Origin of the sequence: Falsiroseomonas oryziterrae, from assembly GCF_021864505.1 — a bacterium.
GTDB lineage: Bacteria > Pseudomonadota > Alphaproteobacteria > Acetobacterales > Acetobacteraceae > Falsiroseomonas > Falsiroseomonas oryziterrae.
The window spans coordinates 1-816 of the sequence record NZ_JAKJIB010000655.1 but is presented as its reverse complement, the minus strand read 5'-3'; the positions used below and the strand labels follow the sequence as shown (position 1 = coordinate 816).

Annotated in this window: 1 protein-coding gene; it reads right to left on the bottom strand. The window is 77.1% G+C overall.

Features of this window, described 5'->3' with window-relative positions:
- Window positions 1-61 precede the first annotated feature (61 nt).
- Window positions 62-733, bottom strand: coding sequence for a winged helix-turn-helix domain-containing protein (locus L2I40_RS23900; RefSeq protein WP_237217834.1), 672 nt, complete (start codon window positions 731-733; stop codon window positions 62-64).
- Between the last annotated feature and the right edge of the window lie 83 nt (window positions 734-816).

The window sequence follows — 816 nt, the reverse complement described above, 5'->3', positions numbered from 1 at the left end:
CGGCCGCCGCGCTGGCACGCGCGATCATCGTGCTGCGCCGCGCGCCTCGCTGAGGCCGCGTTCAAGCGCCGACGCGCCGCCCGACCTCCGCCACGATCCGTCCCGCGATCGCCTCCGTATCGGGCTCCGCGCCGAGCGGCAGGCGATCCGCCCAGACGACACGGCCATCCGCGTCGCTGAGCCGCGCGGTCAGGTGCAGCGAGGCACCGCCCTGCACGCTCCCGCCGAGCAGCCAGCGGGCCGGCGCCGCGCCCAGGCTCGCCGTGGCGAGGAGATGCAGCTCGCAGCGCCGCGCCAGCTCCACCGCGAGTTCCTCGTGCAGCGCGGCCGCAAGGCGGCGGGCACGAGCACCGCCGAAGCAGGCGAAGGGCGTCAGCGCCAGCGACGCGCAGGCCGGCGCGGGCACTGCATCTGGCTCGACGGCATCCAGGATGTAGCCGCGCCCGTGGATGGTGCGGAGCCTGAGCCCCGCCTCCGCCGGCAGCGCGCGGCGGATCGCCACCATCGCCTGCGTCACGTTGTCGTCGGTGACGTGCAGCTCGCCCCACACCGCATCGAGCAGCTCCTCGCGCAGGACCAACTCGCCCTGCCGCGCCAGCAGGGCGAGCAGCGCATCGAAGGCGCGTCCGCCCAGCCTGACGAGCCGCCCCTCCGTGTCGCGCAGCTCCCGGCGCGCCGGCGAGAGCCGGAAGCGGCCGCAGGGCAGCGAGGCCGGAGAGGTCCCGTCAGGCATGGCGCGGCCGCGCCTTGCTCATCGCGCCGGCGCGCGGGCGGCGAGCCCGGCCTCGACCTGCGCGCGCTGCGCCGCGATCAGCC

Coding starts and splice junctions, on each gene's coding strand:
- L2I40_RS23900 (WP_237217834.1), bottom strand. CDS start 733: ATGCCTGACGGGACCTCTCCGGCCTCGCTGCCCTGCGGCCGCTTCCGG.